Genomic DNA, 7,114 nt, shown 5'->3' on the forward strand with positions numbered 1-7,114 from the left:
CTCCAGATTTGTTAATCACTCATTCTACCACAAAGCTTTTAACTCCAAAATAATGTGCGTAAGTGGTGTTAGGCCAGACTTTTGAATCCTCTCCCGGATTGCCCCAATCACCATAATTTTGATAAAATGATGTAAAGGTAGAGCCACTCACTCTTATCTCTTCTATACCTTGAGCTTTTTGTGATTGAATAGAATCTAGCATTTTCTCCCATTTGATACGTCCATCGATATACGCACTTAGCACAAAAAGCCCATAGACACAACTTAGAGCTAAGATTAAAGTTTTAATGATTTTTGCTATGCGCTCACTGCTTAGAGACTGCATAAACTGCTGATAGACAAAAACAATCATTACAAATTCAACTAGATCATAGCCAAGCATTGCGCGTGAGGGCAAACCTACTTGAATCGTAGTGCCTACAAGCAAACAAAAGAGCAAGAATGCGATAAATAATTTGACAAAAAGCTTACACATTGCCTCATCATTTCTCTTATGATAAAAATAAGCAAAACCTACAAAAAAACAACCAGAGACAAAAAAAGCAAAGATTCCAATAAAATCACTTGCAAATGGTAAAAAATGCTTATGATTTTTTGTCATTACAAAAAACATCACTACAACAAACACAAAAGCCAAAGATATAAATTTGTTAGCCTTTTCTTTATAGCATACAAGAAGCGTTGGCACTATGACCATCACAGGTAAATAGCCAGCAAACTTTGCATAAGTAACACTTAAATGTCGCACTTTCTCACCAAAACTCATAGCCCATAGTTGAGATAAAGTATAAAAAGAATCCTTTCCCGAAAGCTCCCAAAACACTACTACTCTTTTAGCGTGTCCGGGACTTAGATAAAGTGCAAAATAGCCTAGTGTAAAAGCTACAATCCCAGCATAATACCACAAAGGCAAACGCACTCTTTTACAAAGTGCGTATATAAAGAATCCTATATGCACGATGATTGCCACAACACCTATCATTTCGCTACTCATACCGGCAACAAAGCATAAAATCATAAAGAGAAGGGCTTTGCATAGCTCTTTTACAATATTTGATTTACAAATATCTTTAGAATCAAAATATCTCCCCCAAAATAAACGATAAGGGATAAAACTACAAAGCAAGATACAATACGCCCATAAATAATTTAAACTCCCAGCAGCCCAAAGAAAAATCGAACCAAAAGCACTTTGAAACATAAGCACAAACATTAAAAGACTTAATATCACCACATCATTAAAATCGCGTGGTAATCGCCCAAATATAAAAACAAAAAATAAAAATACAAATCCCACACCCATAAGGGTATTAACAATCACAAAATAAACACTCGGTGCAAGAGCTCCCACATAAGCAATCCTTAGCATTTCAAAGATTCTACCATTCCAATTCATATAACTACGCCACGCACCACTTAAGCCCTCGCTCACCGCACCCAAATCATCACTTTGTGTAGGAAAAAGCGCGTTTAAAGCAAGAAAAAATCCGCCTAAAAGACAGAAAAAATAAATTACGCTTTTAAGCCCCTCCCCAGTGTTACCGCTGATTATTTTCATTTTCACTCCTTAATATCATCAAAATTTAGGTTATACAACCATCATTTCTTGTATCCTCGCTCATATTTCGTGCGATATAATGCGGGCGAGATTTTACTTGCTCATAGATTCTTGCGATATACTCGCCAATAACACCAAGTATGATAAGCTGAACTCCACCCAAAAAGGCTATCCACGCTACAAGTGAAGTCCAACCAGCCACAGCATTGTGAAAAATAAGCGTGCTTATCACTGCATAACACCCATAGCCCAAACTTAGCGCGCTCATCACAAAGCCCAACACAAAAGCCACGCGTAAAGGCATAGTGCTAAAGCTAATAAAGCCCTCAATGGCATATTTAAAGAGTTTCCAAAAACTCCAGCCACTATTGCCCTGTGTGCGTGGGATATACTCATATTCTAAACCAAATTTTTTAAAGCCCACCCATTCAAACATCGCCTTTGAAAAACGATGATATTCACTCATACCTAAAAGCGCATTAACAACTTGCCTATCCATAAGGCGAAAATCTCTCACACCAGATTCTAAATGCACCGAACTGATAAGATTGCTTAAAACATAAAATCCCTCGCTAAGCTTAGCCCTTATAAAGCTCTCTCCTGCACGAGAGATTCTCCTTGCATATATAATATCTGCTTCATTATCCTGCCATTTTTTATACATTTCAAGCAGCATTGTCGGTGGGTCTTGCAAATCTGCGTCAATGAGTGCTACACAATCGCCTTTACTTGCTTGTAGTCCAGCATATATGGCACTTTCTTTACCAAAATTACGCGAAAAATCAATAATTTTTATTTTGCATTGAGCGGGGGGGGGGGATAGAAAGAAAAGCAGAATCTTGAATATCGCAACTGCCCTCTTGCGCATTTTGCAAAGAACGAAGTATTTGCAATGTGTTATCACTACTTCCATCATTAACAAAAATGAGTTCAAACACACTTTGAGAATATATTTTTGAAATATCCTCAAAGACTGCAAAAATATGCTTACAAAATGAAAGTAAATTATCTGCCTCATTATAACAAGGCACGATAAGAGAAAGCTTCGCCACTTTATTTCCTTTAGACTAAATGAAGCACATTATAGCAAAATATCAACGCACTCGCAATACATAAAAATGCAAGGGCAAGCCATATACATTTTGTGAAAGTATCATATCACCTTGTGTTAGTCCCAAAAATTGCAATGCAGCCTTAAGAAAAGTTTTAAGTCCAAGTAATGGCACATTATAGCCCTGTTCTGCGCTAAAAAGCAACTCATATTTTTCACTTAAAGATTCTAAATCAAAATTATATGCACTATAAGGAGTTACAATTACCAAATCTCCACTTTGTTGAGCAATAGCCTCATTATTTTTAAACACACTCCAATGCGCATTACCATTAAAACTACTCACAAAGCGTGAATCGACAGCATCGCTTGAATACAAATCAAAATCTTGCGCCCCATAATATGTAAGCCACTTACCAAAGCTATGATAAACCTCTACATTGCTTACCCTATCCACACCCTCAAGGAAGATTCTATTGTGCGAATGAATATGTGTATAATCACTCACAAAGCTAAGTGTAGCTTGAAAATTTGGCGGGATAAATTTATAATGCGCCCACACATACGCAGATACAAAAAGCGTATTTCCCACAAACATAAAAGCACAGAGTGCAAAAATCACTTTATACCATTTATACTGCCACCATAAAAGAAAACTCGCACCAATAACAATAAGAGCAAATACATACGCAGGCAAAAGATAATGATGAGAGGCAAGTTTTAGCACAACATACTCGCAAAGCAAAATCGCACTACCCCAAATACTCGCATCAAGTAGAGGAATAAAGGGTTGCTTATCTCTAAGCACTGCATAGATTCTATATAACAATGCACTCAAGATTATCCCACATAAAAAAGGTTCATTGCATAGATATGTGAAAAAAGATTTAACAAGGACAAGCAGCGCATTATAAGGCGTATCTCCATAAAATCCTGAATCATCTTTTTGTAACAAAACAACAAAAACATAGACAACAAACCACACAATCGCACTAAGAATAAGCCCAATATCAAAAAGCCTTATGTGAATCTTGCACTTTGTATGCGAAAAATACACACAAAAAAGATGCACGAATGCAAAAGCTATTATCATCGCAAAAGTCGTTTCTTTATAATACAAAGACACATTAGCACAGACTAAACCAACAAGAAGCATAAGGTTAGAAGCACGTGTGTTTTTAGATTCCAATACAAAAGCATAGCTCATAAGAAAAAGGCTCAAAAATACAAATTCCATACGCTCTGGCACAAAAAGCCTAAGCCACGAGCTAATAAAACTAGGAGAAAGAAGCAAAAGCACAAGAAGTATATCCACTACATAGGGAATTTTCTGCATAGCATATACTTTGTGTGAAGGTGAGGCAGATTCTAAAATATGCGCAATAAAAACTCTCATTGCATAGCGTAAAACAAAAATCACCACAAACACACACAAAGCATTAAAAGCATAAAATACCGCTGCCTTTGCGCCAAAAGCTGCTGATAGGAGATTCAAATCCTGCCCATCAAGCGGATAGAATCTACCAATATTTGGCTGAATAAAAAAATCTATATGTTGTCCTATAAGAAGTGTTTGTGTAAGTGTATGGTCATCTATGACACTAAAAGCCGCACGATATACTACCAAAAACGCATACAAACATACAAAAAAGAAAAAACCTATATGCCACCATAAAGGGGCTTTAGCTAATAAGTTGCCCCCCCCCCCCGATATTGATTTTCAATCCACTCATCACCACTCCTTTATGAAAATATCTTTGCAAAATGTGAAAGCACGAGTATAATGCAAAGATTCTTAGAATCTTGTTTAGCTACAAATTTTTGCGTGGATTTGTGATTGCCTCTATAAAATATCGCGGACGCCTTTTAGATTCAGTATATATCTTGCCTATATATTCCCCAATCACCCCGAGGCTTAAAAGCTGAATCCCGCTAAAAAAGCATAATGGAATAATCGTTGAAGCCCAGCCATACACTACACCATCAGTAAAAAGCTTCACAAAAAGCGCGTAGCACCCAAATATGATTGACAAAAGAAAAAACATAACGCCAAGCACACTTACAAGCCTTAGGGGCATTACACTAAAACTTGTAATACCATTCCACGCAAATGAAAGCATTTTCTTTAATGGATATTTGGATTCACCAGCAAAACGTTCAAGCCTATCATATTCCACCACATCGGTTTTAAAGCCAAGTAATGGCACAATACCACGCAAAAATAGATTCACTTCACTAAAGTTAAGAAGCGATTTGATAGCTCTTGCAGAAAGCAGCCGATAATCAGCGTGATTATAGATAATTTTCACGCCCATAATCTCCATAAGCCTATAAAACATCAGTGCGCTATATTTTTTAAACACACTATCCTTATGGCGACTCTTGCGCACACCATAAATCACTTCTGCACCTGCTTTTGCTTTTTTTACAAACTCGCCAATAACCCCAACATCATCTTGTAAATCACAATCTATGCTAATGGCACAATCGCATTTGTCCGCCACATATTCTAATCCTGCCAAAAGTGCATTTTGATGTCCATAGTTACGCGAAAGCTTAATTGCACTTACCGCAATAGCTTCGCTCGTAGATTCATTCTGTGAAATACCTTTTAGAATCTCCCAAGTCTTATCTTTGCTCCCATCATCAACAAAACAAATAAAACTCTCACGCGCAATCTCTCCTTGTTTTATTAATGTATTAAGCACAAGGCTAAGTTCTTGATAAGTTTGTATAAGCATAGCTTCTTCATTATAAGCAGGGACAACAATGCAAAGAAGCATTACAGAATCCTTTGCAATAAAAAAGTTAGAAAGCTAGAAAAAAGGTTATTTTTTAACGGGGGGGGGGGGGTGAAACAAGAAGATAAAACAAAATGTGCAATATATACCATTTATTTTCCCCTTAATAATTAAATAAAGCGTGGATTTTAATATTCAAAAACTTAAAATATTCTTAGCTTAAATTTTGAAGCACAACCTACCTTTTCAATTTAAGGCAAAATCCCTAAAAAGTTTGCCTATATCTACATTGCAAATAACTTTATCAGCACATTTTTTATAAATTTCATTTGCACCACTTATCAAGTCATCACTTGAAATACCGTGGCTAATGGAGATTTTTGCTTCCAAATACGCACTTAAATTATCAAATATTTTCAAAAATTCACCATAAATGGGATTATTCTCATTACGATTAAAACACTCCATTAGCTCCTCACCGCTCTTTGCTATGTGAATAAAAGATTCTATTTTGTAACGATTTGCAAATTCATTTTGTGTGAAGTAAATGATGTCTTCACGCATATTTGGAGGCACAATACTTAGAATCTTTTTCTCCACTGCTTCCTCTTCAATCTCTTTAATCAGCCTATCAAGCCCTTTTACACTGCGTTTAATAGGTGAGATAATATCACGCGTTAGAATCTCGGGCAAATCGTGAAAAAGCCCACATAAGAAGTGATTGAGGCGCATTTTTTCACAACAACCTATATCAAAGCTTATCAAATATGCGCTCAAAGCCACAATAAGTGTATGTCCTAGCACTGAAGTTGCCGGCACGCGAGGTGTCTGACTCCACCGCTTTTGGAATCTTAACTGCCCAAACATTGTTATAAGCTCCCGCACATTTTCATAGAGCATAATCTCACGCATTCCCACCAAATGATAATGCTCCTCCACCTGCTTATTAATGATATTGCGAATATTTTGCACATCATACATATAAGGATTAAAGTGATAAATAATATCAAACTCCCATTTAGACGCATAATAATGTGAAGCTTTGAGAATCTGTCTTTCAAGGTTATTTTTGGTGCTTAAGAGATATTCTTTCATTTTTGGAAAAAACTCATATATACCCAAATCAGATTCTAATTGCTCACAAACAAATTCTACAAGCTCTTTATTATGCGTTTCTTGCAGTTTATGAAACACAGGGGGCTTAATATCTGTTAAAACAATACGCTCAAAAAATTCAAAACAAAATTGCAATATTAATCTTTCCCAATCGATACTTTTACCACTATTTTCCTCATATTTTGCCAAAATATAGGCAATCACAATTTTATGCGCTTGTTTATCAATCTCCACAAATTCCACAGGTGTAGCGTGGTCATTCCAGCGGCGAATACTTGCTGCAACAAAGATTTTTTTTAATAGCCCAGCACTTAAGCGTGGGGTTTTGATATGAGGATTTTGAGTGCTAAATTCTGAATCCATAACATTCCTTTTATCTTATTGCTTGTTGAGATTCTAACACAAATTCTTACATTTATATACTCCTCCCCAATATCACCCACAATCTTTGCTTTAATCTTACCTTTACCAATAAATGCTATAATAAACCTTAAATATTCTAAGGTGTATGAACGCCTTATAGAGTTTAACAAACTTTTTTAATAAGGTTCTCTATGCTCTTTAGTTCTTTTGCATTTATCTTTGCTTTTTTGCCTTGTGTTTGGATTATTTTTCATATACTCAAATACATAAGCATAAAACAAGATT

General features: G+C 36.0%; 7 protein-coding genes. 1 reads left to right on the forward strand and 6 read right to left on the reverse strand.

The window, feature by feature from the left end; all coding sequences use genetic code 11:
- Positions 1 to 19 precede the first annotated feature (19 nt).
- From LS65_RS10185 to LS65_RS06250, 4 genes are read right to left on the reverse strand one after another with little or no spacing between them, the layout of a single operon-like run.
- Positions 20 to 1,558 (reverse strand): DUF6056 family protein, encoded by a 1,539-nt coding sequence (locus LS65_RS10185; protein WP_236096662.1) that lies wholly within the window; start codon positions 1,556 to 1,558, stop codon positions 20 to 22.
- A 25-nt stretch (positions 1,559 to 1,583) separates the two neighbouring features.
- Positions 1,584 to 2,426: a glycosyltransferase family 2 protein gene (locus tag LS65_RS06245; RefSeq protein ID WP_268903705.1), complete on the reverse strand. Its 843-nt coding sequence runs from the start codon at positions 2,424 to 2,426 to the stop codon at positions 1,584 to 1,586.
- Entirely contained in the window at positions 2,341 to 2,610 is a 270-nt protein-coding gene (locus LS65_RS10375) for a glycosyltransferase (RefSeq protein ID WP_268903706.1), read from the reverse strand. Before LS65_RS10375 ends, LS65_RS06245 begins: the two co-directional genes overlap by 86 nt.
- 42 nt (positions 2,611 to 2,652) lie before the next feature.
- Positions 2,653 to 4,236, reverse strand: a complete 1,584-nt coding sequence (locus LS65_RS06250; RefSeq protein ID WP_236096663.1) for a hypothetical protein — start codon at positions 4,234 to 4,236, stop codon at positions 2,653 to 2,655.
- On the opposite strand from LS65_RS06250, the gene LS65_RS06255 reads away from it, so the two are divergent.
- Entirely contained in the window at positions 4,205 to 4,393 is a 189-nt protein-coding gene (locus LS65_RS06255) for a hypothetical protein (RefSeq protein WP_138129793.1), read from the forward strand. The genes LS65_RS06250 and LS65_RS06255 overlap by 32 nt on opposite strands.
- Before the next feature lie 27 nt (positions 4,394 to 4,420).
- Here the strand turns inward: LS65_RS06255 and LS65_RS06260 are convergent, their stop codons facing one another.
- The gene (locus tag LS65_RS06260) at positions 4,421 to 5,392 is read right to left on the reverse strand and encodes a glycosyltransferase family 2 protein (protein ID WP_034363045.1); all 972 of its coding nucleotides are present in this window, start codon (positions 5,390 to 5,392) and stop codon (positions 4,421 to 4,423) included.
- 204 nt (positions 5,393 to 5,596) lie between these two features.
- Positions 5,597 to 6,829, reverse strand: a complete 1,233-nt coding sequence (locus tag LS65_RS06265) for an HD domain-containing protein (protein ID WP_052061177.1) — start codon at positions 6,827 to 6,829, stop codon at positions 5,597 to 5,599.
- Positions 6,830 to 7,114: the final 285 nt, after the last annotated feature.

Source organism: Helicobacter japonicus (assembly GCF_000762845.2).
GTDB classification, from domain to species: Bacteria; Campylobacterota; Campylobacteria; order Campylobacterales; family Helicobacteraceae; genus Helicobacter_C; species Helicobacter_C japonicus.